We start from the raw sequence: 25,833 nt of genomic DNA on the forward strand, positions 1-25,833 counted from the left end.
TGGCACGTGTGACTTCTGGGGAAGTCGTTGCGGAAGTTACAAGCGTGTGAGACACCCTGGTGGGCGCCCCGGCGCGCGCGGGCAGACGCCTGCCCGGCCATCGTGCTCCGCGGGCGGGGACCCCGCGGGTGTTCGCCGGCGCAGGTCAGCGGTCAGCGGCGCGTCCCGCCGCGACGCGCCGCAGCGGCCGGTCGGGTCAGTCGAACCAGGGGTCGAGGCCGTGGTTGGGGAAGACGGCACGACGCGTGGCGAGCACCGCCCTGTCGAGCGCGTCGGAGGGGTCCGCCCCGGCCTCCCACGGCGAGAACCAGGCCTGCGCGCCGTCGGTCATGGCCTCGGGGGCGTCCCAGCCCTGCGCCGTCACGAACTCCCGCCACCCCGTCGGCACCGGGGTGGACGGCGGCACGGGCGCGTGCGCGGCGATCCCGAGCAGGTGCGACCACACCCGCGGGACCACGTCGACCACGTCGTAGCCGCCGCCACCCGTGGCCACCCACCGACCGCCGCAGACCTCGTGGGCGAGGTCGTGCAGCGACCGCGCCGCGGCCCGCTGGGCGTCCACGCTGACCGCCAGGTTGGCCAGCGGGTCCTGCGCGTGCGCATCGGCTCCGTGCTGGGTCACGAGCACCTCGGGCCGGAACGCCCGCACCAGCGGGTGCACCACCGCGTGCAGGGCCCGCAGCCACCCCGCGTCGGAGGTGCCGGCGGGGAGGGCGACGTTGACGGCGCTGCCCTCCGCCCCCGGCCCGCCCGTCTCCTCGGGCCAGCCGGTGCCGGGGAAGAGGGTGCGGCCCGACTCGTGCAGCGACAGCGTCATGACCCGCGGGTCGTCCCAGAAGGCCGCCTCGACGCCGTCGCCGTGGTGCACGTCCAGGTCCACGTAGGCCACGCGGCGGGCCCCGCGCTCGAGCAGGCGGTTGATGCCCACGGCGACGTCGTTGTAGATGCAGAAGCCGCTGGCGCGGTCGGGCATGGCGTGGTGCATGCCGCCGCTGACGTTCACCGCGTGCTCGGCCTCACCGGACCAGACGGCGTCGGCGCAGTCCGTGGTCGCCGCCACCACCCGCGCGGACGTCTCGTGCATGCCGGCGAAGACGGGGTCGTCGTCCGTGCCGAGCCCGTGGGCCAGGTCCACCAGCCGGGGGTCGGCGGAGACGCGCCGGACGGCCGCCACGTAGCGGGGGTCGTGCACGGTGGTCAGCAGCTCGTCGGACGGGACGCGCGCGCCGATGACGCTCACCCCGGGCGCCGAGAGCAGGCCCAGCTCGCGCGCCAGGCGCGCGGTCAGCTGCAGGCGCAGCGGCGCCATGGGGTGGCCGGGGCCGAAGTCGTGCGCCGCGAGGGCGTCGTCCCAGACCACCAGCGTGCGATCCGCCACTCCTGCACGCTAGCGGCACCCGCGGTCCGGCTCCGCCCCGCCCGCGGGACGGCGCGCGCCGACCGGCCGAGGGGGTCAGCCGGCGGGAGGTGCCTGGAGGTGCTGGCGGGCGAACGCGAGCGCTCCGGCCAGCGCCGCCCGGCGCTCGTCCGGGCCGCGGCTGCGACGGGTGGTCACCTCGACGCAGGCGTCGCCCTGCCAGTCCTCCGCGGCCAGGTGGGCGAGCAGCTCCGCCACCGGCTGGGACCCCTGGCCGGGCAGCAGGTGCTCGTCCTTGGGGGAGCCGTTGCCGTCGGTCAGGTGCAGGTGCACCAGGCGGTCCCCCATGCGCTGGGCCAGCTCCAGGCAGCTGAGGCCCGACGTGGCGGCGTGGGAGACGTCCAGCAGCAGGGCGTCGTAGTCGAGCTCGCAGGGGTCCCACCCGGGCAGGTAGGCCGCGAACTCCCGCCCGCCGGCGCGCCACGGGTACATGTTCTCCACGGCGAGCGTGACGCCCTCGGCCTGCGCGATGCGCCGCACCCCGGCCTCGAAGCCGGTGGCGTAGTCCTTCTGCCACCGGAACGGCGGGTGCACCACCACGGTGCGCGCCCCCAGCCGCTTGGCCATCCGCGCCGCCCGCTCGACCTTCGGCCACGGCTCCTTGCCCCAGACCCGCTGCGTGAGCAGCAGCGTGGGGGCGTGGACGGAGGTGACCGGCACGCCGAAGTGGTCGGACAGCTCGGCGATGGCGTCCTCGTCCTGGCTCACCGGGTCGGTCCAGACCATCACCTCGACGCCGTCGTAGCCGACGCGCGCCGCCATCTCGAACGCGTCGGCGACCCCCTGGGGGTACACCGACGCCGTCGACAGGGTCACCGCGACAGCCACCGGATCACCCTACGGGCGCAGCTGTCAGGCCACCCGGCGGAGGAGGTCCGCCCTCCGCGGTCGCGGCCCCCGGGCGCACAGCCGCGCCGCCCCCGCCCGGGTCGGCGGGTGGGGACGGCGCGCTGCGCGTGCGGGTGGGCTCGAGCCTGCGGTCAGACGCCGCGCTGGAGGACGCGGTAGGCGCTCTCCCAGCGCAGCTCGCGCTTGAAGGAGCGCGTCGTCGTCCCGCGGCCGATGACCGCCAGCTCGGTGCCGACGACGTCGGCCAGGTCCTCGAGGACCTCGAGACCGAACTGCGTCGACATCACCGTGTGGTGGGGCCCGCCCGCCTCCAGCCAGCACTCGGTGGAGGTGCGCCAGTCGGGCAGGGGCTCCCAGACGGCGCGGGCCACGGGGAGGTTCGGCAGGTCCTGCGGCGGGGTCACCACGCGCACCTCGTTGGCCACCAGGCGGAAGCGCTCGCCGAGGTCGCACCAGCCGACGACGACGGCGTCACCCGGGTCGGCGGTGTGCACCATGCGGACCGGGTCCTCGCGGTCGCCGATGCCGAGCGGGTGCACCTCGATGCGCGGCGTGGCGGTGGTGATGGTCGGGCAGACCTCGAGCATGTGGGCGCCGAGGATCCGCTGGGGCTGGCCCGGGACCAGGTCGTAGGTGTAGTCCTCCATGAAGGCGGTGCCGCCGGGCAGGCCGGCGCCGGCCGCCTTGAGCACGCGCGTGAGCGCGGCGGTCTTCCAGTCGCCCTCGCCGGCGAAGCCGTAGCCGTCGCCCAGGAGGCGCTGCACGGCGAGGCCCGGCAGCTGGCGCAGGGAGCCGAGGTCCTCGAAGTTGGTGGTGAACGCCTCAGCGCCGTTGGCCTCGAGCACCCGGCGCAGCGCCACCTCGATCTTGGCGCCGTAGTGCAGCGACTCGGCGCGCTCGGCGCCGGGCAGCAGCTCGGGGGCGACCTCGTAGCGGTCGGCGTACTCGGCGACCACGGCGTCGGCCTCGGCGTCGGAGACCTGCAGGACGACGTCGGCGAGGGCGTTGACGCCCAGCGCCTCGACGTCGACGCCCCAGCGGATCTGGGCCTCGACCTTGTCGCCCTCGGTCACGGCGACGTTGCGCATGGTGTCGCCGAAGCGCACCAGCTTCAGCGACCGGGCCACGGAGGCGGCCACGGCGGCGCGGGCCCACTCCCCCACCCGCTGCTGCACACCGGCGTCACCGGCGTAGCCGGCCACCGTGGTGCGCGACGAGCGCAGGCGCGACAGGACGTACCCGAACTCGCGGTCGCCGTGGGCGGCCTGGTTGAGGTTCATGAAGTCCATGTCGATGGTCGCCCACGGCAGCGCCGGGTCGGCCTGGGTGTGCAGGTGCAGCAGCGGCTTGGACAGCACGGACAGGCCGGCGATCCACATCCGGGCCGGGCTGAAGGTGTGCATCCAGGTGATGACGCCGGCCACGGAGTCGTCGGCGCTGGCCTCGAGCATGACGCGGCGGATGGCGTCCGAGCTCTTGACGACCGGCTTCCAGACGACGCGGACCGGGACGGCGCCCGCGCCGTCGAGCAGGTCCGCGACCCGCCGGCTCTGCTCGGCCACCTGGGCGAGGGTCTCCTCGCCGTACAGGTCCTGGCTGCCCGTGAGGAACCAGACCTCGCGGGTGGAGAACGGGTCGAGCAGGGGTGACGTCGGCGCTGCGGAGCTCATGGGGTGGTGTGCTGCCTCTCGTGGTGGTGGCGCTCTGGGTGGTGGGGCCGCGTCGGTGCGGTCAGCGCTGGCCGTAGACGTTCTGGTAGCGGTTGTAGAGGCGGTCGACCGCGTCCTGCGGGATCGGCAGCGGCTCGCCGTGCTGGCGCGCGAGGTGGACGGTGCGGGCGACGTCCTCGGTCATGACCGCCGTCTTCACCGCGGCGCGAGCGTCCTCCCCGACGGTGAAGACGCCGTGGTTCTGCATGAGGACCGCGGTGCTGCGCGAGCCCTCCAGCGTGGCGACCACGCCGCGGCCGATGGAGTCGTCACCGATGATCGCGAACGGCCCGACCGGGATGGGCCCGCCGAACTCGTCGGCCATCGCCGTGAGCACGCAGGGGATGGGCTCGCCCCGGGCCGCCCAGGCGGTGGCGTAGGGGCTGTGCGTGTGCACCTGGCCGCCGACGTCGGGGCGGGAGCGGTAGACGTGGGCGTGGGCCGCGGTGTCGGAGCTGGGCGAGTGCTCGCCGTCGACGAGGTTCCCGTCGAGGTCGCACACGACGACGCCGCGCCAGTCGAGGGACTCGTAGTCGACGCCGGAGGCCTTGATGACGAAGAGGTCCTCGCCGGGGACGCGCGCCGAGATGTTGCCGGCGGTCCACGTGACCAGCTGGTAGCGGACCAGGTGGCCGTGCAGCGCGGCCACCTCCTCGCGCAGGCGGCGGTGGGTGCCGCGCTCGGTGCGGGCGGTGGGGGTGCTCATGCGTGCGGGGGCTCCTCGTCGGGCGTGCTCAGGCCCGGTGCGAGCACCGGCGGCCACCTGGATTGTGAGCGCTCACACGGTGGCGGGTCAACCTCCGGCGCGCTCGTCCAGGGGCCGTCCGGGGGGTCCTGGCCGGACACCGCCGGGGACTCCCCCGGGGCGCGGCGCACCCGCGGCCCGGGGCGGCGGCCCGGTGCTGGCGCGGACCACCAGCTCGGGCACCACCCGGCGGACCTGGGCCGGCTCGCCGCGCAGGCGCGCGAGGAGGACCTCGAGGCAGCGCCGGCCGAGGGCGTCGAAGTCCTGCCGCACGGTGGTGAGCGGGGGGACGAGGTAGGCCGCCTCCGGGACGTCGTCGAAGCCGACGACGCTGACGTCGTCGGGCACGCGCAGACCGCGCTGCCACAGCGCCCCCAGCAGCCCGATGGCCACCTGGTCGTTGCCGGCCAGCACCGCGGTGGCGCCGTGCTCCAGCAGCGGGCCCGCCGCCCGGTGGCCGGCCGCCGCGGCCCAGTCCCCCGGCACCACCTCGGGCACCGGCGCGCCGGCGGCCAGCAGCTCCGCGCGCCAGCCGGCCTCCCGCGCCCGCGCCTCGAGCCAGTCCCGGGGGCCGCTGACGTGGTGGACCGTCGTGTGACCGAGCTCCAGGAGGTGGCGGACCGCCCGCCGCGCGCCCTCCCCCTGGTCGACGCTGGCGGAGGGGAGGCCGAGGTGGCCGCCGGCGTCCGCGGTCCCGCCCAGCGGCGCCTCCAGCGTCACCACCGGCACGGCGGGGTCCAGGGCGTCCACGGCCGCCACGGCCGCGTCGTCCGGGGCGATGACCACCAACCCGTCCACGCCGAGGTCGCGCAGGTGGTCGACCGCCTCGCGCACCTCGCGCGGCCCGACCTCGGGGAGCAGCACCACCGAGGTGGCGTAGCCCTCCGAGCGGGCCGCCTGCTCCACGCCGAGCAGCGCGCTGGTGGGCCCGTACTCGGCGGAGCTCGCGCTGACCAGGCCGATGGTGCGGGTCGAGCGCGTCACGAGGGCGCGCGCCGCGGTGTTGACGCGGTAGCCGAGCTCGGAGATGGCCTGCTCGACCCGGCGCCGGGTCTCGGGGCGGACGCTGCGGTGGTCGTTGACCACCCGCGACACGGTCTGCAGGGACACGCCCGCCCGCGCCGCCACGTCCGCCATGACGGGGGCGCGTCCCTGCGCGGGCCCACCGCCCGCCGCGTCGACAGGCACCGACACCTCCTCCGGACCCGCTCCGGCGCCGCTGCCGGGCGGCGCCGGTCCGGGGAGGAGCGATGGTAGGGCGTGGGGGCTGGCGCGCAGCAGCGGCGCAGAGCACAGTGACGCCCATGAGCAGCACGCACGCCGAGACCCACCGCCCCGGCCCCCCGGGCCGCGGCACCATCCGCAAGCCCATCTTCTCCCCGGCCTCCGTGGCCCTCTTCCTGCTGTTCCTCGGCGGCACCGTCCTGGCGACCGTCGTCCCGGCGGGCATCGCACCGCCCAGCGACCTCAACGGCACCACGCTGGACCAGGCGTGGCAGGCGTTCGGGATCTCCGTGGCGGGCCTGCTGGTCATGGCCATCGCCTCGGGCTTCCTCTACGCCCGCACCAAGGAGATCGCGATGCTGATCCTGGCGATCGCCCCGACCACCGCGGGCTTCGTGGGCGCGGTGGTCCTGCTGGCCATGCACGGCTTCGCGTCCGCCTACCCGAACGCCTACTGACCCGCCTCCTGCCCCTCGCCGGGGACCGCACGACCTCCGCACGACCGCCGGCCTCCCGCTCGCTGGGGGCCGGCGTCGTCGTGCTGCGCCGGGTGTCGGAGCCAGCACCTAGCGTCACCCGGGTGAGCACCCGCACCACCCGAGCCCCCCGCGCCGAGCACCGCTGCGCGGAGTGCGGCTGGACCACACCGCGCTGGGTGGGGCGCTGCGGCCAGTGCCAGGCGTGGGGGTCCTTGACCGAGGCGGCGCCCCTGCTCGCCAGCGCACCGCGCGGGGCGGGGGCTCCCGCGCCCGCGGCCCCCGCGCGCGCCGCGCGCCGCGCCAGCGAGGTGGTGGCCACCGGGCGGCTGCAGCGCCTGCCCACCGGGCTCGCCGAGGTCGACCGCGTGGTCGGCGGGGGCCTCGTGCCCGGCCAGGTGCTGCTGCTCGCCGGTGAACCGGGCGCCGGCAAGAGCACGCTGCTCCTCGCGGTGGCCGACGCGGTGGCCGCGGCCGCCGGTCCGGGCGCGGTGGTGCTCTACGTGTCCGCGGAGGAGTCGGTGGAGCAGATCGCGGTGCGCGCCCGGCGCACGGGCGCCCGCTCCGAGCAGCTGCTCCTCGCGGACGACACCGACCTGGGTGCGGTGCTCGGCCACGTCGAGCAGCTCAGCGCCTCCTCCGAGCGGCTCGCCCTGCTCGTGGTGGACTCGGTGCAGACCGTCTCCTCCTCGGAGGTGGAGGGGCGTCCCGGCGGCGTGTCGCAGGTCATGGCGGTGGCGGGGGCCCTGACCCGCCTGGCCAAGGAGCGGGGGCTGCCGGTCTGCCTGGTCGGCCAGGTCACCAAGGAGACGACGGTGGCCGGCCCCCGGTCGCTCGAGCACCTCGTCGACACGACCCTCACGCTCGAGGGAGACCGCCACACGGCGCTGCGCCTGCTGCGCGCCGTGAAGAACCGCTACGGGCCCGCGGACGAGGTGGCCTGCTTCGAGCAGACCGACACCGGCCTGCGCGAGGTCCCCGACCCCAGCGCGCTGTTCCGCGGCACCCGTGACGCCCCCGTCCCGGGGACCTGCACGACCATCACGGTGGAGGGGCGCCGGGCGCTGCTGGCCGAGGTGCAGGCGCTGGTCGCCCCCACGCAGGCGCCGGTGCCCCGGCGCGCCGTCTCCGGGCTCGACAGCGCGCGCACGGCGATGCTCACCGCCGTCACCGAGCGGCACGCGAAGGTGGCGGTGCACGCCAAGGAGCTCTACGTCTCCTCCGCGGGCGGCATGCGGCTGTCCGACCCCGGCGCCGACCTCGCCGTGTGCCTGGCCATCGCCTCGGCCGCGCGGGACCGGGCCCTGCCGGCCGACGTCGCCGCCCTGGGCGAGGTGGCGCTGTCCGGGGACGTGCGCGCCGTGCCGATGCTGCAGGCGCGGGCCGCGGAGGCGGTGCGGCTGGGCCACACCCGCCTGCTGGTGCCCCCGGGCGCCGTGGAGCTGGTGGACGAGCGGACCCGCCGCGCCGCCCGCCTGGAGGTGGTGGGCTCGCTCGGCGAGGCCGTCGCTGCCGTGCTGCCCGACGGGGCGCGGTCCTGACCGGACCGCCCCCGGCCGCGGGCGCTCGACCGGGTCGCGACCGACCGCGACCGGGCCACCGGACGGCCCCCGGGCGGGCCTCCCCCTAGACTCCCCGCGTGGACGAGCGCGAGGAGGAAGCCCTCCTGCGGGCCACGCTGGCCGTCGTCGCCCCGGGCACGGCCCTGCGGGACGGCCTGGAGCGCATCCTGCGCGGGCGGACCGGCGCGCTCGTGGTCCTCGGCCACGACGCGACCGTCGAGCAGCTGTGCACGGGTGGCTTCAACCTCGACGTCGACTTCTCCGCCACCCGCCTGCGCGAGCTGGCGAAGATGGACGGAGCCATCGTCTGCGACCGCGCGGTGACCCGCATCGTGCGCGCGGCGGTGCAGCTGGTGCCCGACCCGTCCATCGAGACCAGCGAGTCCGGCACCCGCCACCGCACCGCCGAGCGGACCGCCAAGCAGACGGGTCTGCCCGTGGTCTCCGTGAGCGCCTCCATGAACATCGTGGCGCTCTACGTGGGCTCGCGCCGGCACGTGGTGGAGGGGTCGGACTCGATCCTGGCGCGCGCCAACCAGGCACTGGCCACGCTGGAGCGCTACCGCTCCCGCCTCGACGAGGTGACCGGCACGCTGTCGGCCCTGGAGATCGAGGACCTCGTCACGCTGCGCGACGTCGCCAGCGTGCTGCAGCGCCTGGAGATGGTCCGGCGGATCTCCGCGGAGATCTCCGGCTACGTGGTCGAGCTCGGCGCTGACGGCCGCCTGCTGTCGCTGCAGCTCGACGAGCTGGTCAGCGGCATCGGCGGGGACCGCGAGCTGGTGGTGCGGGACTACCTCACCGGACCGGCCGGCAGCGAGACCGCCGTCCGCACCGGCCGCTCCGTGCAGGGCGTCCTGGAGGACCTCTCGGCCCTGACCGACTCGCGCCTGGTGGACCTCGAGGCGCTCTCGCGCGTGCTGGGGCTCCTCGGCGACGGCGACACCCTCGACTCGCCCGCCTCCCCGCGCGGCTACCGGCTGCTGTCGAAGGTGCCGCGGCTGCCCGCCGTCGTCGTCGAGAGGCTCGTCACGCACTACGACGGCCTGCAGAAGCTGCTGGCCGCCAGCACGGACGACCTCATGGGCGTCGGCGGGGTCGGTGAGCACCGGGCCCGCGCGGTGCGGGAGGGCCTGTCGCGCCTGGCCGAGTCGAGCATCCTCGAGCGCTACGTCTAGAGCGGGTGCTCCCGGCCTCGGCGGGAGATGATCGGGGCGTGACTGCTGACGGTCCTGCTGGCGGCGTCCTCGAGGGCGTCCCCGAGCTCGTGCTCGGGCCGATGCTGCGCCACGTCGACGCAACGAGCGCCACCCTCTGGTTCGAGACCAGCGGCCCCTGCACCGTGTGCGTGGAGGTGGGGGGCGGGGTGCTGGACGCCCCGGTGACCGCCTCGGGCAGCACCTGGGGCGTCCACGGCCACCACTACGCGATCCTCGTGGTGCGGGGCCTCCCGGAGGCCTCCGAGCTGCCCTACCGCGTCCACCTCGCCGAGCCCGCGGGGCCGGACGCGGCCCACCCGCCCGCCTCGCGACGGGTCTGGCCGCCGGCCAGCCCGGACTCGGAGCTGGCGGCCTTCCCGCCGAGCACCGTCCGCACGGCGCACGCCGACGGGAAGCTGCGCCTGGCCTTCGGCTCGTGCCGGCGCTCGGAGCCGCTCGACGCCGCGGGGGTGGCCGCCGTGGGGCCCGACGCCCTCGTGGAGCTGGCGCACCGCATGGCGTTCCCCCCGGCGCAGGGCCCGGCGCTGGAGCGGCCCGACGTGCTGCTCATGCTGGGCGACCAGCTCTACGCCGACGAGCCGTCGGCGCCGATCCGCGAGCGGCTGCGGCAGGCGCGGCGCGACCCGGACGTCGCCGGGCAGGAGGAGGTGGCGGAGGAGATCTGCACCTTCGAGGAGTACACGTGGCTGTACACCGAGAGCTGGAGCGTCGCGCCGGTGCGCTGGCTGCTGTCCACGGTGCCCACGTGCATGCTCCTGGACGACCACGACCTGCGCGACGACTGGAACACCTCCCAGGCGTGGCGCGAGGAGGTGCGCCGGCAGCCCTGGTTCGACGACCGGGTGCGGGGGGCTCTGGGCAGCTACTGGGTCTACCAGCACCTGGGCAACCTCAGTCCCGCCGAGCTGGACCGCGAGGAGCTGCTCGCGGCCATCACCGCCGCTGACGACGACGACGCGCGCAGCACCCTCCTGGACGACTACGCCGAGCGCGCCGACTCCGACCCGGACACGGCGCGCTGGAGCTACGTGCGCGACTTCGGCCGCACCTCGGCGGACGGCAGCGACGCGCACGGCGGGGTGCGCCTCGTGGCCGTGGACTGCCGCTGCTCGCGCCGGCTCGACCCCGGCGACCGCGCGATCCTCGACGACGCCGAGTGGGAGTGGGTCCAGCGGCAGGCGCAGCCCGGCGCCCCCGTCGACCACCTGCTGCTGGCGAGCACGCTGCCGGCGCTCATGGTGCCGGCGTTCTCCGACGTCGAGGCCTGGAACGAGGCCCTCGTGGCCGGGCGGTGGGGCCGCTGGCTGCAGCGGCCCGGTGAGGCCCTGCGGCAGGCGGTGGACCTGGAGCACTGGCCGGCGTTCGGCAGCTCCCTGCACGATCTCCTGCGGCTGCTGGCGCGCGTGGCGGGCGGCCCGCGCCCGCCCGCCACGGTGCTGCTGCTGTCCGGTGACGTGCACTGCAGCTACACGGCCCGCGCGCAGCTGGACGGGGTGGTCGGGAGCCCGACGGCCGTCCACCAGCTGGTGATGTCCCCGTTCCGCAACCCCCTCAAGCCCGCGCTGCGGGTGGCCAACCGCCTGGCGGGCCAGGCTCCCGTGCGCGCGCTCGCCGCGCTGCTGGCGCGCGTCGCCCGTGTGGAGCGGCCCCCGGCCACGTGGGAGGTGGAGGAGGGGCCGTGGTTCGACAACGGGGTCATGACGGTGGTGCTGGACGGCCGCAGCGCGCGGCTCGAGGTCGACCACGTGCGGGTGGACCGGTCCGGGCGGTGGCTGCGCCGCACGCTCCACCGCACCCTCGTCTGAGACCGACGGAGCATCAGGAGCAGGACGACGACGAAGGGCCCCGGCTGGTGCCGGGGCCCTTCGTCGTCGTCCTGCTGGCGGCGCCAGCGCGGTCGCGCGACGCGTCAGCGGGTGCCGGAGCGCCGCTTGTTGTAGACGTCGAACGCGACGGCCAGCAGCAGCACCATGCCGCGGATGATGAACTGCCACTGCTGGCCCAGGCCGAGGATGATCATGCCGTTGTTGATGACGGCCACCAGGAGGCCACCGACCATGGCGCCGACGATGGTGCCGACACCTCCGGTGACCGCCGCGCCGCCGATGAAGGCCGCGGCGATGGCGTCGAGCTCGGCGCCGGTGCCGGCGGCCGGCTGGGCGCCGTTGGTGTACGAGGAGAAGATGACGCCCGCGACACCGGCGAGGAAGCCCATGTTCACGAAGATCCAGAAGTTGACCTTCCGGACGTTCACGCCGGAGAGCAGCGCCGCGGACAGGTTGCCGCCGATGGCGTAGACCTGCCGGCCGAAGACCGTCGACTTGGTGATGACGGCGTAGGCCAGGACCAGCACGGCCAGCAGGATCAGCACGATGGGCAGGCCGCGGGCGGTGGCGAGCTGCCACGCGAACCACATGACGACCGCGCCGACGACCACGATCTTGAGCAGGAGCACCGGCAGCGCCTCGACGACCTGCTGGTACTTCACGCGGGCGCGGCGGGTGCGCAGCTGCTGCACGACGAAGCCGACCACGGCCAGCACGCCGATGAGGACGGTGAACGCGTCGTACCCGTAACCGCCCATGAGGTTGTTGAGGTAGCCGGTGGCGATCTGCGAGTAGGCCGACGGGAACCCGGACAGGGAGATGTTCTCCAGGACCAGGTAGTCCAGGCCGCGGAACAGCAGCATGCCCGCCAGCGTCACGATGAAGGCCGGGACGCCCACGTAGGCCACCCAGAAGCCCTGCCAGGCACCGATGACGATGCCGACGGCGACCGCGGCGAGCGCCGCGACCCACCACGGCTGGCCCTGGGTGATCGCCAGGCGGGCGGCCACCGCACCGACCACCGCCAGCACGGAGCCCACCGACAGGTCGATGTGGCCGGCGACGATGACGATGAGCATGCCGATCGCGAGGATCAGCACGTAGGCGTACTGCGTGACGATGGTGGAGACGTTGCGGGCTGCCAGGCTCTGGCCGTCGGTGAGGACGGCGAACAGGGCCACCACCAGCACGAACGCGATGTAGATGCCGCTCTGGCGCAGGTTGGCCGTGAGCGCCACCAGCGGGTTGGCGCTCCCGGTCTTCGGCTGGGGCGCGCTCGGGGCGGCCGGCGCGGTGGTCTGCGTGCTCATGCGAGGTCCTCGGGGTTCTGGCTGGAGATGGGCGAGCGCGACTGCTCGGACTGCTGCGGGGCGCCGGCGACGGACGGCACCTCCGCGGAGGTGCCCGCCGTGGCGCCGCCGGAGCGGGCCCCGACGCGCTCGAGGGTCATGAGCTCCATGAGGCGCTCCTGGCTGGCGTCGGCGATCGGGACGTCACCGGTGATCCGGCCCTGCGACAGCGTGTAGATGCGGTCGCAGATGCCCAGCAGCTCCGGCAGCTCCGAGGAGATGACGATGACCGCCTTGCCCGCTGCGACCAGCTTGTTGATGATCACGTAGATCTCGTACTTGGCGCCCACGTCGATGCCGCGGGTCGGCTCGTCGAGGATCAGCACGTCCGGGTCGGCGAAGATCCACTTCGAGAGGACGACCTTCTGCTGGTTGCCGCCGGAGAGCTTGCCGGTCACGGACATCACGGTCGGCGCCTTGATGTTCATGTCCTTGCGCGAGCGCTCGGCGACGGCGATCTCCTCGTTGGCGTTCACCAGGCCCCCGGCGCCGGACAGCTTCTCGAGGGCCGCCGCGGAGACGTTGCGCTTGATGTCGTCGATGAGGTTGAGGCCGTACTTCTTGCGGTCCTCGGTGGCGTAGGCGATGCCGTGCTTGATGGCCTCGCGGACGTTGCGGGCCTGGATCTGCTGGCCCCGCTTGTAGAGCCGGCCGCCGAGGAAGCGGCCGTAGGAGCGCCCGAAGATGCTCATGGCCAGCTCGGTGCGCCCCGCGCCCATGAGGCCGGCGATGCCGATGACCTCGCCGGCGCGCACGGAGAGGTTGGCGCCCTCCACCACGAGGCGGTCCTGGGTGGCGTGGCCGACCGTCCAGTCCTCCACGCGCAGCACCTCCTCACCGGGGTGGCTCTCGCGCTCGGGGAAGCGGCTCTCCAGGTCGCGGCCGACCATGCCGCGGATGATCCGCTCCTGGGTCACCTCGCCGGCGGCGATGTCCAGGGTCTCGATCGTCCGGCCGTCGCGGATGATCGTCGTCGACTGGGCGATCGAGATGATCTCGTTGAGCTTGTGGCTGATGATGATGCAGGTGATGCCCTCGGCCTGCAGCTGGCGCAGGAGGCCGAGCAGGTGCTCGGAGTCGTTGTCGTTGAGGGCGGCCGTCGGCTCGTCGAGGATGAGCAGCTTGACGTCCTTGGTGAGCGCCTTGGCGATCTCGACGAGCTGCTGCTTGCCCACGCCCAGCTGGCCCACGGGCGTGGTGGGGTTCTCCTTGAGCCCCACGCGGCGCAGCAGCTTGCCGGCCTCGCCGTTCGCGCGGTTCCAGTCGATGAGACCGCCGCGGCCCTTGATCTCGTTGCCCAGGAAGATGTTCTCCGCGATGGACAGGTAGGGCACCAGGGCGAGCTCCTGGTGGATGATCACGATGCCCGCGTGCTCGGACTCGTTGATGCCGCTGAAGCGCGCCACCTGGCCCTCGAAGACGATCTCGCCGTCGTAGGTGCCGTGCGGGTAGACGCCCGAGAGGACCTTCATGAGGGTCGACTTGCCGGCGCCGTTCTCGCCGCAGATGGCGTGGACCTCACCGCGACGGACCGTGAGCGTCACGTCGGAGAGGGCCTTGACGCCGGGGAACGTCTTGGTGATGGAGCGCATCTCCAGGATGTCGTCCGTCGCGCCCAGCGGGTGTCCGCTGCCCGAGGGAGTGCTGTCGGTCGCTGTCACTGTGCCGCCCGCCTGGTTGTCGTGGTGCCTGCTGTGCGCATGGGCCGACCTCGCCACTGCCGGCCGCCCCGCGCCCCCGTGACGGGGGCGCGCGACGGCCGGCAGTGAGGGGGAGGTGTTACTTCTGGCCCTTGTCGACCTGCGCCTGCGTGTAGTAGCCGGAGTCGACGAGGACGGACTTGATGTTGTCCTTCGTCACGACCGTGGACTCGAGGAGGTACGACGGCACGACCTTGGTGCCGTTGTTGTAGTCCTTGGTGTTGTTCGCCTCCGGCTCCTTGCCGGACAGGTAGTCACCCGTGACCTTGATGGCCTCGTCGGCCAGCTTGCGGGTGTCCTTGAAGATGGTCGAGTACTGCTGACCGTCGTTGATGAGCTTGACGTTGTCGATGTCGGCGTCCTGGCCGGTGACGATCGGGAACTTCTTGCTCCCCTGGCCGTAGCCAGCGTTGGCCAGCGACGTGATGATGCCGCGGCTGACGATGTCGGCGGGCGAGAGCACGCCGTTCAGCGTGACGTTCGCGTCAGACGAGGTCAGCAGGGTGTCCATGCGCTTCTGCGCCACGTCGGTCTTCCACTGCTGCGTGGCGATCTGCTCGATCTTGGTCTGGCCCGACGGGATCTTGATGACACCGCTGTCGATGTACGGCTTCAGGGTGTCCATCGCGCCGTTGTAGAAGAACGTCGCGTTGTTGTCGTCCAGCGAGCCGGCGAACAGCTCGACGTTGAACGGGCCGGTGGCGGCGGCGTTCTTCGAGCCGTCGGCGTTGAGGATGCCCAGGCCGGTCAGCAGCGAGGTGCCCTGCTGGACGCCGACCTTGTAGTTGTCGAACGACACGTAGAAGTCGACGTTCGGGCTGTTGCGGATCAGGCGGTCGTAGGAGATGACCTTGATGCCGGCCGCGGCGGCGTCGGCGAGCTGGCTGCTCAGCGCGGTGCCGTCGATGGACGCGATGATGAGGACCTTGTCCCCGTTGTTGATGAAGGACGTGATCTGCGACGCCTGCGTGGGGATGTCGTCGTTGGCGTACTGCAGGTCGACCTTGTAGCCGAGCTTCTCCAGGCCGGCCTTGACGTTGTTGCCGTCGTCGATCCAGCGCTGCGAGGTCTGGGTGGGCATCGCGACACCCACGGTGACGTCCGCGGGGGCGGCGGAGCTGGCGCCGCTCGAGGCGCCGGCAGCGGGGGAGCCGGCTCCGCCGCCACCGCAGGCCGACAGGCCGAGGGCGAGTGCTGCTCCGACGGCCACGAGTGCGAAACGCTTGTTCACGCGGTACCTCTCTGTCGTTCGAGGCCCACCCGTGCTCCAGCGCCCGGACGTGGCCTTCGCACCGCGCCCCCGGGGGACGCGGTGAGCGCTGTGAGCCAGCAGGCGGGCGACTGTGCTGCACCGTGCCTGCGTCTTCTGCGCGGGGTCGATTGTGAACGCTCTCAGCCCGGGGCGGTCAAGGGCACAGGGCCTCTCGGGTGGTCACGATCCGGTCACACCCGTCGCGGGCGACTCGACGGGGCTCGCGGCGTCGGGGGCCCCGCCCCACCGCTCCGTCTCCGGGAGAACATGGGGCGTGCCCCCACCGCCCAGCGCACCCGCCTCCCCCGGTGGCGAGGACACCTCCGAGCTGGTGTCCGCGGTCCTGCGGTGGTACGCCGCGCACGCCCGCGACCTGCCCTGGCGCCACCCCGGCCCGCCGGACGAGATCGCCTGGCCCGTGCTGGTCAGCGAGGTGATGCTGCAGCAGACGCCCGTCGCCCGCGTGGAGCCGGCGTGGCGCGCCTGGCTCGAGCGGTGGCCCTCCCCCGCGGCGCTGGCCGCGGACGGCCCCGGCGAGGCGGTGCGGGCCTGGGGGCGCCTGGGCTACCCCCGCCGAGCCCTGCGGCTGCACGCCGCGGCCGTCGCCGTCGTCGAGCGGCACGGCGGGAGGGTGCCCTCGGACCAGGCGGAGCTGCGGGCGCTGCCCGGGGTCGGCGCGTACACCGCCGCGGCGGTGGGAGCGTTCGCCTTCGGGCAGCGCGTGGCCGTGGTGGACACGAACGTGCGGCGGGTGCTGGCGCGCGCGGTGCAGGGACGGGCCGAGCCGGCACCGGCCCTCACCGCCGCCGAGACGGCCCTGGCGGCCTCCGTGCTGCCCCAGGCGCCCCCCGGTGACCCGCGGCTGCCGGCGCGCTGGTCCGTGGCCGTCATGGAGCTGGGGGCCCTGGTGTGCACGGCGCGGGCCCCCCGGTGCGGGGCCTGCCCCGTGGCGGACCTCTGCGCCTGGCAGCGAGCGGGTGCACCGCCGGACGACGGCCCCGCGCGGCGCGGACAGGCCTGGCACGGCACGGACCGCCAGGTGCGCGGGCGCCTGATGGCCCTGCTGCGGGAGGCCCCGGGGCCCCTGGACGACGCGGCGCTGCGGGCCGCCTGGGACGACGACGGCCAGCGCGAGCGCTGCCTGGCGTCCCTGGTGGCCGACGGCCTCGTGGTGCCCTCCGGTGGCGGCTGGTCGCTGCCGCTGTGACGCCCGCCCTCCCCCGCGCGGCCTCCGCGGCGAGCGCGGGGACGGGGACGCAGACGGGGACGCAGACGACGACGCTGAGCGTCAGCGGAGGTGGAGCAGCATGCGGGTGTTGCCGAGCGTGTTCGGCTTCACGCGGGCCAGGTCGAGGAACTCCGCCACGCCGTCGTCGTGGGAGCGCAGCAGCTCGGCGTAGACCTCGGGCGCCACCGGTGTGCCCTCGATGACCTCGAAGCCGAGGCGCGCGAAGAACGGCACCTCGAAGGTCAGGCAGAAGACGCGGGATACGCCGCTCTCGCGGGCGTCGGCCAGGAGCGCCTCGACGATGGCCGAGCCCACGCCCAGCCCCCGCGCGGAGGACGCCACCGCCAGGGTGCGCACCTCGGCGAGGTCCTCCCACATGACGTGGAGGGCGCCGCAGCCGACCACCGCGCCGTCGATCTCGGCCACCCGCGTCTCGGGGACCGACTCGTAGCTGGCGACGGCGTGCTTGGCCACGAGCACGCCGCGCTCGGCCAGCGGCTCGGTGAGGGCGCGGACGGCGCGGACGTCGCTCGCGCGGGCCCTGCGGACGAGCACGCGCGACGGCACCGCGCCGGCGGGAGCGTCGACGCCGGTGGGAGGAGCGGGCACCACCCCATCGTGCCCGATGCACCTGCGGCGGCGACGCGAGGAGCCCCCGACCCGTGGGGGGGTCGGGGGCTCCTCGTCACGCGGTGCCTGGCGTCAGGACGCGTCCTCCGCCGGAGCGGGGCCGTCCACCGGCGCCGAGCTCGCGCCGACGGCCGCCACCTCGGGGATGGGCGACTTGCGCGTGCCCGTGAAGGTGAAGCGCGCCGCGGCGCCCTCCCCCTCGACGTCCACCAGCACGATCTCGCCGGCCGTCAGCTCGCCGTAGAGGATCTTCTCGCTCAGCGCGTCCTCGATCTCGCGCTGGATGGTGCGGCGCAGCGGGCGCGCACCGAGCACGGGGTCGTAGCCGCGGGTGGCCAGCAGGTCCTTGGCGGGCTGGGTCAGCTCCAGGCCCATGTCGCGGTCCTTCATGCGCTGGTCGACCTTGGCGATCATCAGGTCGACGATCTGGATGATCTCGTCCTGCGTGAGCTGCGGGAAGACCACCACGTCGTCGACGCGGTTGAGGAACTCCGGCCGGAAGTGGGTCTTGAGCTCCTCGTTGACCTTGATCTTCATGCGGTCGTACGAGGTGCTCAGGTCACCACCGGCCTGGAAGCCCATCTGCAGGCCCTTGGCGATGTCCCGGGTGCCCAGGTTGGTCGTCATGATGATCACGGTGTTCTTGAAGTCGACCGTGCGACCCTGGGAGTCGGTGAGCCGGCCGTCCTCGAGGATCTGCAGCAGCGAGTTGAAGATGTCGGCGTGGGCCTTCTCCACCTCGTCGAACAGGACCACCGAGAACGGGCGCCGCCGCACCTTCTCCGTGAGCTGGCCGCCCTCCTCGTACCCGACGTAGCCGGGGGGCGAGCCGAACAGCCGCGACACGGTGTGCTTCTCGGAGAACTCGCTCATGTCCAGCTGGATGAGCGCGTCCTCCTCGCCGAAGAGGAACTCCGCCAGGGCCTTGGCCAGCTCGGTCTTCCCGACACCGGTGGGGCCGGCGAAGATGAACGAGCCGCCGGGGCGCTTGGGGTCCTTGAGGCCGGCGCGGGTGCGCCGGATGGCCTGCGACAGCGCCTTGATGGCGTCGTTCTGGCCGATGACCCGCTTGTGGAGCTCGGCCTCCATGTTCAGCAGGCGGCTGGACTCCTCCTCGGTCAGGCGCACCAGCGGGATGCCGGTGGCCGTGGCGAGGACCTCCGCGATCAGCTCCTCGTCGACCTCGGCGACCACGTCCATGTCGCCGGCCTTCCACTGCTTCTCGCGCTCGGCCTTGGCCGCCAGCAGCTTCTTCTCGGAGTCGCGCAGGGAGGCGGCCTTCTCGAAGTCCTGCGCGTCGATCGCGCTCTCCTTCTCGCGCCGCACCTCGGCGATCTTCTCGTCGAACTCGCGCAGGTCCGGCGGAGCCGTCATGCGGCGGATGCGCAGTCGCGCGCCCGCCTCGTCGATGAGGTCGATCGCCTTGTCCGGCAGGTACCGGTCGTTGACGTACCGGTCGGCCAGGGTGGCGGCGGCCACGAGGGCGCCGTCGGTGATGGAGACGCGGTGGTGCGCCTCGTAGCGGTCGCGCAGGCCCTTGAGGATCTCGATGGCGTGGGCCAGGTTCGGCTCGGCCACGAGGATCGGCTGGAAGCGGCGCTCGAGCGCCGGGTCCTTCTCGATGTGCTTGCGGTACTCGTCGAGCGTGGTGGCACCGATGGTCTGCAGCTCACCGCGGGCGAGCATCGGCTTGAGGATGCTCGCGGCGTCGATCGCGCCCTCGGCGGCGCCCGCCCCGACGAGGGTGTGGATCTCGTCGATGAACAGGATGATGTCGCCGCGGGTGCGGATCTCCTTGAGCACCTTCTTGAGGCGCTCCTCGAAGTCACCGCGGTAGCGGCTGCCGGCCACCAGCGCGCCGAGGTCGAGGGTGTAGAGCTGCTTGTCCTTCAGCGTCTCGGGCACCTCGCCGCGGACCACGGACTGCGCCAGGCCCTCGACGACGGCGGTCTTGCCGACGCCGGGCTCACCGATGAGGACGGGGTTGTTCTTGGTGCGGCGGGAGAGCACCTGCATGACGCGCTCCACCTCCTTGCCGCGACCGATCACCGGGTCGAGCTTGCCCTCGCGGGCGGCCTGGGTGAGGTTGCGGCCGAACTGGTCGAGCACGAGGGAGCCCGACGGGGTGCCCTCCTGGGGGCCGCCGGCGGTGGCGGGCTCCTTGCCCTGGTAGCCGCTCAGCAGCTGCAGCACCTGCTGGCGGACGCGGTTGAGGTCGGCGCCCAGCTTGACGAGCACCTGGGCGGCGACGCCCTCGCCCTCGCGGATGAGGCCGAGCAGGATGTGCTCGGTGCCGATGTAGTTGTGGCCGAGCTGCAGCGCCTCGCGCAGGGACAGCTCGAGCACCTTCTTGGCGCGCGGGGTGAAGGGGATGTGGCCCGACGGCGCCTGCTGGCCCTGGCCGATGATCTCCTGCACCTGCTCGCGCACGGAGTCGAGCGAGATGCCGAGGGACTCCATCGCCTTGGCGGCGACGCCCTCACCCTCGTGGATCAGCCCGAGCAGGATGTGCTCGGTGCCGATGTAGTTGTGGTTGAGCATCCTGGCCTCTTCCTGAGCCAGGACGACGACGCGGCGGGCGCGGTCGGTGAACCTCTCGAACATGGTGCGCTCCTCGCGAGCGTGGGCGGTGCGGAACCCCGCTCACCGGCTGCCACCGGTGGGCCGGACGACCTCACTGACCCTGACGATGCTATCCCCGGGGTGCGACACCGGTGCGGGCTCGCGCCCGTCCCGTGATCGCCCCGGGTGGGGAGGGCCGGGTCGGCCTCCCGTCACAGGGAGCAACGCTCCCAGGTCAGGGGGGTGTTCCGCTCCGGGGCGCACCGCCTGTTCGCTGGTGGCGGACGCTGCGCCGACAGGGCCTCAGGCGCCGGTGGCCGCCCGGTAGGCCTCGACCACGGCGGCCGGGACCCGGCCCCGCTCGTTCACCGTGTGGCCGTTCTCGCGCGCCCACGCCCGTACGGCGGCGACGTCGACGCCGTCCGCGGCGGCACCGGCGCCCGGGGCCGCACCGGAGCGGGCGCGGCGGACCGTCGTCGTCCTCCGGGCGTGCCCCACCCAGACCGCGAGGTCGTCGCGCAGGCGCGCGGCGTTCTCGGCCGACAGGTCGATCTCGTAGTCGGTCCCGTCGAGGGAGAAGGTGACGGTCTGGTCCGCCGGACCGCCGTCGAGGTCGTCGACGAGCACCACCTGCAGCGTCTGCGCCACCTCAGCGCACCTCGCCCGGTGCCGCGGGAGCGGAGGACGACGACGCCCGCTCGCGCGCGGCCCGCTGCTCCGCCTCGCGCTGCGCGTCGGCCCGGTCCAGGGCCGCCATGGCCTCGCGCTCGCTGCGGTCGGCCCGCAGCACGGCGCGCATGACGAACCAGAAGAGCAGGGCCACCCCGACGGGGGGCGTCAGCGCGGCGATCGCGGCCATCACGGGAGGAACGGTACCCGCTGGTCAGGCCTCCGGCTTGACCAGCGGGAACAGGATGGTCTCGCGGATGCCGAGACCCGTGAGCGCCATGAGCAGCCTGTCGATGCCCATGCCGACGCCGCCCGCGGGGGGCATGCCCACCTCCATGGCGCGCAGGAAGTCCTCGTCGACGGGCATCGCCTCGTCGTCCCCGGCGGCGCCGAGGCGGGCCTGCTCCTCCAGGCGCTCGCGCTGGACCACCGGGTCGTTGAGCTCGGAGTAGCCGGTGGCCAGCTCGAAGCCACGCACGTAGAGGTCCCACTTCTCCACCACGCCGGGCACCGAGCGGTGCGACTTGGTGAGGGGGGAGGTCTCCAGGGGGAAGTCGCGCACGAAGGTGGGCGCGACCAGGTGGTCGCCCACGAGGTGCTCCCACAGCTCCTCGACGAGCTTGCCCGCGGAGGCGGTGGGCGCCACGCCCACGCCGAGGCGCTCGGCGCGCTCCACCAGCACCGAGCGCGGCGTCCCGGGGGTGATCGCCTCGCCCAGGGCCTCGGACAGGGAGGGGTACATCGACAGCTGCGCCCAGGTGCCGCCGAGCTCGTACTCGGTGCCGTCGGCCAGGAGGACCGTGGTCGAGCCGAGGGCGTCGCGCGCCGCGGTCTGGACGAGCTCGCGGGTGCGCTCGGCCATGAGGTCGTAGTCGGCGTAGGCCTCGTAGAACTCCAGCATCGCGAACTCCGGGGAGTGCGAGGAGTCTGCGCCCTCGTTGCGGAAGTTGCGGTTGATCTCGAAGGCGCGGTCCAGACCGCCCACCACGGCGCGCTTGAGGAACAGCTCCGGGGCGATGCGCAGGTACAGCTCGATGTCGAAGGCGTTGGAGTGCGTGACGAACGGCCGCGCGGCAGCGCCGCCGTGCAGCGTCTGCAGCATGGGGGTCTCGAGCTCGAGGTAGCCCAAGCCGTCGAACGTCGAGCGCAGCGAGCGGACGACGGCGGCGCGCGTGCGGACCACCGCCCGCGCCTCGGGGCGGACGATGAGGTCGACGTAGCGCTGGCGCACCCGGACCTCCTCGCTGGTCTCCTTGTGGAGCACCGGCAGCGGACGCAGGGCCTTGGTGGCCATCGCCCAGGAGGTGGCCATGACGCTCAGCTCGCCGCGCTTGGACTGCACCACGCGCCCGGTGGCGGAGACGACGTCGCCCAGGTCGACGTCGGACTTCCACGCCGCGAGCGCGTCGGCGCCGACCTCGGCGAGGCTGAGCATCACCTGCAGGCGCGTGCCGTCGCCGTCCTGGAGGGTGGCGAAGGCCAGCTTGCCGGTGCCGCGCTGGAACACGACCCGCCCCGCCACGGAGACGACGACGTCGGTCTCCTCCCCGTCGGCCAGCCCGGCGTGCGCCGCGCGGACCTGCGCCAGCGACGCGGTGCGCGGCACGGAGACCGGGTAGGGCTCCACACCGGCGTCCAGGAGCCGCTGCCGCTTCTCCCGGCGCACGCGCAGCTGCTCGGGCAGCTGCTCCGCCGCGAGGTCAGCCTCCGCCTCGGCGGGGGCGCCGTCGGCGGCGCTGGGGGCGGGGGCGGGTGGGACCTCGGGCACGGTCCCCGAGGGTATCCGGACCCCGGGGGACCGGCCCGGGGCTCCCGCTGCGGGCCTGGGCGTGCTGGGATCGGGTGGTGGCTGACCACCCCGACGTCGCGCCCCCGTCCGGTGACGCGCCCCAGGCCGACGACGAGGCGAGGCGCACGTCCTTCGGCACCCTCGTGGACGCGGAGCGGTACGACCGGCTGCGCCCGGACCACCCCGACGAGGCCGTCGCCTGGCTGACGGGCTCGCCGGCCGGGCCCCTGGACGTGCTCGACCTCGCCGCCGGCACCGGCAAGGTGACCCGGGCGCTGGCCCGTCTCGGGCACCGGGTGGTGTCCGTGGACCCCAGCGACGGCATGCTCGCCGTGCTGCGGCAGTGGCTGTCGGACTCCCCCCGCGCGCAGGTGAGGGCGGTGGCGGGCACCGCCGAGCACGTGCCCCTGCCGGACGCCTCCGTGGACGCCGTCGTGGTGGGGCAGGCCTGGCACTGGCTGCGCCCCGCGGCCGCCGCGGCCGAGGTGGCGCGGGTGCTGCGCCCCGGCGGGGTGCTGGGCCTGGCCTGGGTGGTGCGCGACGCGGAGGTCGGGTGGGCCGCCGAGCTGGAGGCGCTGTTCGCCGGGGAGCGGCTCGGCGGGACCACCGGCGCTGACGAGGTGTCGGCCGGCGCCCACGCGCGCGACCTCGCCGACGAGGGCTGGTGGCCCCGGGTGCCGCTGCGCGGTGCCGTGCGGGAGCGGGCGTCGTTCCCGGCGGCGCAGCGCCTCGCCTCCGTGGACGACGTGGTCGCCATGGCCTCCACCTACTCCGGGCTGGCTCTGAGCCAGGACCGGGAGGACCTGCTGCGGCGCGTGCGGGAGCTCGCGGACGCCGCGGCCGGGCCCGACGGGTCGGTGCTGCTGCCGCAGGTGTGCCGCTGCTTCCGCTACCGGCTGCCCTGAGCCGCCGCCGGCCGCGCGGAGGTGCGGTCGGCGGGCGGCGCCGACCACCTGCCCACCACCAGGGGCAGGTTGTCGATCAGCCGCGTGGGCCCGACCTTGGCGGCCACCGCCAGCAGCGCCGGCCCGCGGAAGTGCTCCGGGACGTCGTCGAGGGTGTCCGGGTCCACCAGGGCCAGGTAGTCGACCCGCGCCAGCGGCTCGCCCACCAGCACGTCGCGGGCGGCGCGGCGCACGGCGCTGGCGCCCTCCGGCGCCGCCGCCTCCCCGGCCCGCAGGGCCCGCGACAGGACCAGGGCGACCTCCCGGTCCAGCGGTGACAGGTGCGCGTTGCGGCTGGACAGCGCCAGGCCGTCGTCGTCGCGGACGGTCGGCACGGCCACCACCTCCACCGCGAGGTCGAGGTCACGCACCATGCGCCGCACCAGCAGCAGCTGCTGGGCGTCCTTCTGCCCGAACAGGGCGACGTCGGGGCGCACGAGGTGCATCAGCTTGGCGACCACCGTGAGCACGCCGTCGAAGTGGCCCGGGCGCGACGCCCCCTCGAGCACGCCGCCGAGGCGGCCCGAGGACACCCGGACGGCGGGGTCGCCGTCGGGGTAGACCACGTCCGGGGACGGCGCGAACACGACGTCGGCGCCCACCCCGCCGAGCAGCGCGAGGTCCGCGTCGAGCGTGCGCGGGTAGCGGGCCAGGTCGGCGCCGGCCTCGAACTGCAGCGGGTTGAGGAAGATCGTCACGACCACGGCGTCGGCGCGCTCGCGGGCCGCCGCCACCAGGGAGGCGTGCCCGGCGTGCAGCGCCCCCATCGTCATGACGACGGCGACGCGCCCGCTCAGGGCGGCGCGCGCCTGCGACAGCTCGGCGCGCGTGCGCACGAGCAGCGGGACGGACGGGCGCGGCGCCGGGGCGCTGCCCCCGGGGGCGGGGGTGGTGGTCACGGGGCGTCTCCGCTCTGCAGGGCGCTGTCGACGTCGGCGGCGGGCAGGCCGGTCAGCCGCCCGTCCGCCCGGGCGCGTGCGGCGGTGGCGCGCGCCAGGGCCAGGTGGACGGCGGGGACGTCGGGACCCACGAGGCCCTCGGCGGCCGCACGGCCCAGGACGGCGCGGTGCGCCGCCAGCGTGCCGGCGTCCCCCCGCGCCACGGGACCCGTCAGCGCGTCGTCACCGCTGCGCAGGGCGCCGTCGAGGGCGGCGTGCAGCAGCGGTCCGAGCACGCGGTCGGTGCGCTCCAGCCCCGCGGCGCGCAGCACCTCCGCGGCCTGCGCCACGAGGGTCACCAGGTGGTTGCTGCCGTGCGAGAGGGCGGCGTGGTAGAGCGCGCGGTCGGCCTCTTCGACCACCACCGGCTCGGCGCCCACCTCGACCACCAGCGCCTGCGCCACGGGCAGGACGGGCGCCGGGGCCGTCACCCCGACCACGGCGTCGGTGAGGCGGACCAGGTCCAGGCTCGTCCCGGTGAAGGTCATGGCCGGGTGCAGGGCCAGGGGGATCGCGCCGGCCGCCCGTGCGGGCTCGAGCACCGCGGTGCCGTGGCGGCCGCTGGTGTGGACCACCAGCTGGCCCGGCTGCCAGCTGCCGGTGGCCGCCAGGCCGGCGACCAGGTCGGCGAGGACGTCGTCGGGGACGGCGAGCAGCACCAGCTCGGCCCGCTCCACCACCTCCGGGACCTCCAGCACGGGCACCCCGGGGAGCAGGGTGGCGACCCGCTCGAGGCTGGCCTCCGAGACCGCCGACGCCCCGACCACCGCGTGGCCGGCGGCGCGCAGCGCGGCGCCCATGACCGCACCCACCCGCCCGGCGCCCACCACGCCGACGCCCAGGCGCCCGGGGGCGGGCCGTCGCCGGGCGGGGCGACCTGCGTCGTCGTCCTCCAGCACCCGGGGAGCCTACGTGCGGCGGCGGCGCGGCACGTGGTCGCCTGCGCCCGTCCGGGCTGCGGCCGGCGGCTAGGGTCGCCGCGTGGGACGGCACGAGCGCGTGGCGGAGCTGGCGCGCCTGGACGCCGAGGGGCTCGTGGTGGCCGACGTCGGCTGCGGCAGCGGGCGCACGGTGAGAGCGCTGCTCGACCCGCCGCCCGGGGCGCACCCCCCGCGGCTGGTGCACGCGCTCGACCACGTCTCCGCCCTCGACGACGACCTGCTGGCCGACGCCCGGGTGCGCAGCCGCATCACCGACCTCGACTCCCCGCTGCCGTGGCGCGACGGCGAGCTGGACCGCGTGGTGTCCCTCAACACCGCTGAGCACCTCGGCGACCCCGTGGCCCACCTCGCGGAGGTGCACCGCGTGCTGCGTCCCGGCGGCCTGTGCGTGCTGGCCCACTCCGACTGGGACACCGCGCTGTTCACCAGCACCGACGACCAGCTGACCCGGACCCTGGTGGACAGGTTCACCGCGGCCGCCCCGGGCCCCGGGCGCTCCGACGGGTTCATGGGCCGCAAGCTGCTGGCGCTCGCCGCGAGCGCCGCGCGGCGGGGGGCCGGCTGGAGCGTGGAGACGGCGACGTCGTGGGCGGACCCGCACCGCCGCTTCGACGACGGCTCCCTGGCCTGGAAGGTCGCCACCGGCGTGCTGGCAGCCTCCCAGGACGACCCGGTGCTCGCCGCCCGCGCGTCCGGGTGGATGGAGGAGCTGCGCGCGCTCGCCGCGGCGGGCCAGTTCCTCTTCACGGTGACCGACGTCGCCGTGGTGCTCCGCCGGGACTGAGCGGCCCCGACGGCGGCGG

At 74.6% G+C, this 25,833-nt stretch carries 22 protein-coding genes; 7 read left to right on the top strand and 15 right to left on the bottom strand.

The features are described 5' to 3' along the window. Positions 1-196: 196 nt before the first annotated feature. The 5 genes from H7K62_RS01810 to H7K62_RS01830 form a co-directional block, all read right to left on the bottom strand. A complete protein-coding gene (locus H7K62_RS01810; RefSeq protein WP_370591558.1) occupies positions 197-1,378 on the bottom strand; it encodes an acetoin utilization protein AcuC in 1,182 nt (393 codons plus the stop codon). Between the two features lie 75 nt (positions 1,379-1,453). Continuing rightward, on the bottom strand, positions 1,454-2,245 hold the full coding sequence (locus H7K62_RS01815) for a sugar phosphate isomerase/epimerase family protein (protein WP_370591559.1): 792 nt from the start codon (positions 2,243-2,245) through the stop codon (positions 1,454-1,456). 152 nt (positions 2,246-2,397) lie between these two features. Next, positions 2,398-3,936, bottom strand: a complete 1,539-nt coding sequence (gene araA, locus H7K62_RS01820; protein WP_186715796.1) for an L-arabinose isomerase — start codon at positions 3,934-3,936, stop codon at positions 2,398-2,400. 61 nt (positions 3,937-3,997) lie between these two features. After that, on the bottom strand, positions 3,998-4,681 hold the full coding sequence (locus tag H7K62_RS01825; protein WP_186715798.1) for an L-ribulose-5-phosphate 4-epimerase: 684 nt from the start codon (positions 4,679-4,681) through the stop codon (positions 3,998-4,000). An 87-nt stretch (positions 4,682-4,768) separates the two neighbouring features. Beyond that, entirely contained in the window at positions 4,769-5,908 is a 1,140-nt protein-coding gene (locus H7K62_RS01830) for a LacI family DNA-binding transcriptional regulator (protein WP_222436881.1), read from the bottom strand. Between the two features lie 116 nt (positions 5,909-6,024). Here H7K62_RS01830 and H7K62_RS21435 point away from each other — a divergent pair, with 116 nt between their 5' ends. The 4 genes from H7K62_RS21435 to H7K62_RS01845 all read left to right on the top strand — a co-directional run bounded on the left by H7K62_RS21435 (position 6,025) and on the right by H7K62_RS01845 (position 11,007). After that, positions 6,025-6,402, top strand: a complete 378-nt coding sequence (locus H7K62_RS21435; RefSeq protein WP_222436882.1) for a hypothetical protein — start codon at positions 6,025-6,027, stop codon at positions 6,400-6,402. Positions 6,403-6,524: 122 nt separating this feature from the next. Beyond that, positions 6,525-7,961, top strand: a complete 1,437-nt coding sequence (gene radA / locus H7K62_RS01835; RefSeq protein ID WP_222436883.1) for a DNA repair protein RadA — start codon at positions 6,525-6,527, stop codon at positions 7,959-7,961. Between the two features lie 98 nt (positions 7,962-8,059). Then, on the top strand, positions 8,060-9,160 hold the full coding sequence (gene disA / locus H7K62_RS01840; RefSeq protein WP_186715802.1) for a DNA integrity scanning diadenylate cyclase DisA: 1,101 nt from the start codon (positions 8,060-8,062) through the stop codon (positions 9,158-9,160). A gap of 38 nt (positions 9,161-9,198) precedes the next feature. After that, positions 9,199-11,007 carry a DUF7800 domain-containing protein gene (locus H7K62_RS01845; protein ID WP_222436884.1) on the top strand — a complete coding sequence of 603 codons (1,809 nt, stop codon included), beginning with the start codon at positions 9,199-9,201 and terminating at the stop codon, positions 11,005-11,007. 104 nt (positions 11,008-11,111) lie between these two features. Here the strand turns inward: H7K62_RS01845 and mmsB are convergent, their stop codons facing one another. From mmsB to chvE, 3 genes are all read right to left on the bottom strand, one after another. After that, positions 11,112-12,338, bottom strand: a complete 1,227-nt coding sequence (mmsB, locus tag H7K62_RS01850) for a multiple monosaccharide ABC transporter permease (RefSeq protein ID WP_186715804.1) — start codon at positions 12,336-12,338, stop codon at positions 11,112-11,114. Next, positions 12,335-13,969 carry a multiple monosaccharide ABC transporter ATP-binding protein gene (mmsA, locus tag H7K62_RS01855; protein WP_186716513.1) on the bottom strand — a complete coding sequence of 545 codons (1,635 nt, stop codon included), beginning with the start codon at positions 13,967-13,969 and terminating at the stop codon, positions 12,335-12,337. Before mmsA ends, mmsB begins: the two co-directional genes overlap by 4 nt. A gap of 187 nt (positions 13,970-14,156) precedes the next feature. Continuing rightward, positions 14,157-15,308, bottom strand: a complete 1,152-nt coding sequence (gene chvE, locus H7K62_RS01860) for a multiple monosaccharide ABC transporter substrate-binding protein (protein ID WP_186715806.1) — start codon at positions 15,306-15,308, stop codon at positions 14,157-14,159. 295 nt (positions 15,309-15,603) lie between these two features. On the opposite strand from chvE, the gene H7K62_RS01865 reads away from it, so the two are divergent. Continuing rightward, entirely contained in the window at positions 15,604-16,536 is a 933-nt protein-coding gene (locus H7K62_RS01865; RefSeq protein WP_186715807.1) for an A/G-specific adenine glycosylase, read from the top strand. Positions 16,537-16,617: 81 nt separating this feature from the next. Here the strand turns inward: H7K62_RS01865 and H7K62_RS01870 are convergent, their stop codons facing one another. The 5 genes from H7K62_RS01870 to lysS form a co-directional block, all read right to left on the bottom strand. Further along, positions 16,618-17,166, bottom strand: coding sequence for an amino-acid N-acetyltransferase (locus H7K62_RS01870; protein WP_370591560.1), 549 nt, complete (start codon positions 17,164-17,166; stop codon positions 16,618-16,620). A gap of 93 nt (positions 17,167-17,259) precedes the next feature. Next, entirely contained in the window at positions 17,260-19,791 is a 2,532-nt protein-coding gene (locus H7K62_RS01875; protein ID WP_186715808.1) for an ATP-dependent Clp protease ATP-binding subunit, read from the bottom strand. 261 nt (positions 19,792-20,052) lie between these two features. Continuing rightward, a complete protein-coding gene (locus H7K62_RS01880; protein ID WP_186715809.1) occupies positions 20,053-20,397 on the bottom strand; it encodes a histone-like nucleoid-structuring protein Lsr2 in 345 nt (114 codons plus the stop codon). Between the two features lies 1 nt (position 20,398). Beyond that, entirely contained in the window at positions 20,399-20,608 is a 210-nt protein-coding gene (locus H7K62_RS01885; RefSeq protein WP_186716515.1) for a hypothetical protein, read from the bottom strand. Positions 20,609-20,632: 24 nt separating this feature from the next. Next, positions 20,633-22,102, bottom strand: a complete 1,470-nt coding sequence (gene lysS, locus H7K62_RS01890; protein WP_222436987.1) for a lysine--tRNA ligase — start codon at positions 22,100-22,102, stop codon at positions 20,633-20,635. Positions 22,103-22,263: 161 nt separating this feature from the next. Between lysS and H7K62_RS01895 the strand changes: the two genes are divergently transcribed. Then, positions 22,264-23,112: a class I SAM-dependent methyltransferase gene (locus H7K62_RS01895; RefSeq protein ID WP_186715811.1), complete on the top strand. Its 849-nt coding sequence runs from the start codon at positions 22,264-22,266 to the stop codon at positions 23,110-23,112. On the opposite strand, the gene panC is transcribed toward H7K62_RS01895, so the two are convergent. Continuing rightward, positions 23,097-24,050 (bottom strand): pantoate--beta-alanine ligase, encoded by a 954-nt coding sequence (gene panC, locus H7K62_RS01900; RefSeq protein WP_186715812.1) that lies wholly within the window; start codon positions 24,048-24,050, stop codon positions 23,097-23,099. The genes H7K62_RS01895 and panC overlap by 16 nt on opposite strands. Then, a complete protein-coding gene (locus H7K62_RS01905) occupies positions 24,047-24,889 on the bottom strand; it encodes a Rossmann-like and DUF2520 domain-containing protein (RefSeq protein ID WP_370591593.1) in 843 nt (280 codons plus the stop codon). Before H7K62_RS01905 ends, panC begins: the two co-directional genes overlap by 4 nt. 181 nt (positions 24,890-25,070) lie before the next feature. Between H7K62_RS01905 and H7K62_RS01910 the strand changes: the two genes are divergently transcribed. Then, positions 25,071-25,814, top strand: coding sequence for a methyltransferase domain-containing protein (locus H7K62_RS01910; RefSeq protein WP_186715814.1), 744 nt, complete (start codon positions 25,071-25,073; stop codon positions 25,812-25,814). Positions 25,815-25,833: the final 19 nt, after the last annotated feature.

The sequence above is a fragment of the Quadrisphaera sp. RL12-1S genome (assembly GCF_014270065.1).
Classification (GTDB): Bacteria; Actinomycetota; Actinomycetes; order Actinomycetales; family Quadrisphaeraceae; genus Quadrisphaera.